Origin of the sequence: Chlorobaculum thiosulfatiphilum (genome assembly GCF_006265165.1) — a bacterium.
In the GTDB taxonomy this organism is placed as follows: domain Bacteria; phylum Bacteroidota; class Chlorobiia; order Chlorobiales; family Chlorobiaceae; genus Chlorobaculum; species Chlorobaculum thiosulfatiphilum.
This window is the reverse complement of sequence record NZ_VDCH01000071.1, coordinates 1-284: the sequence shown is the minus strand read 5'-3', so window position 1 is coordinate 284 and position 284 is coordinate 1. Positions and strand designations below refer to the sequence as shown.

The following is a 284-nucleotide window of genomic DNA, read 5'->3' as shown; positions in this document are numbered from 1 at the left end:
TTGCAGGGCAATATCGCCTTGTTTCGATGTCGCTGGTCAGAAGAATATTTCAAATCGCTCTTTTTAGAGATGCCCTATAATGAAGCTGCCGATATCTTTATCAAGGACTTGAGCGACGTGTTTCTTCATAACCTTGAGGCTCCAGTAGAGGCACTCTCGTTACTTCATCAATTTTTCCCGTTAGGCTGGAGCAAACTGCCTGAAAATATGGTTCTTCGCAGAATATCGTGGGTAAGGGCTTCTGCTGTTCCGTCATGATTCGATAGCCATGTTGAGTTTGCCGC

The 284-nt window shown here is 45.1% G+C and carries 1 protein-coding gene; it reads left to right on the top strand.

Annotated features, from left to right (window positions below; all coding sequences use genetic code 11):
* On the top strand, positions 1 to 258 hold a 258-nt coding region (locus tag FGF66_RS12770; protein ID WP_170181384.1), incomplete at its 5' end, for a hypothetical protein.
* Positions 259 to 284: the final 26 nt, after the last annotated feature.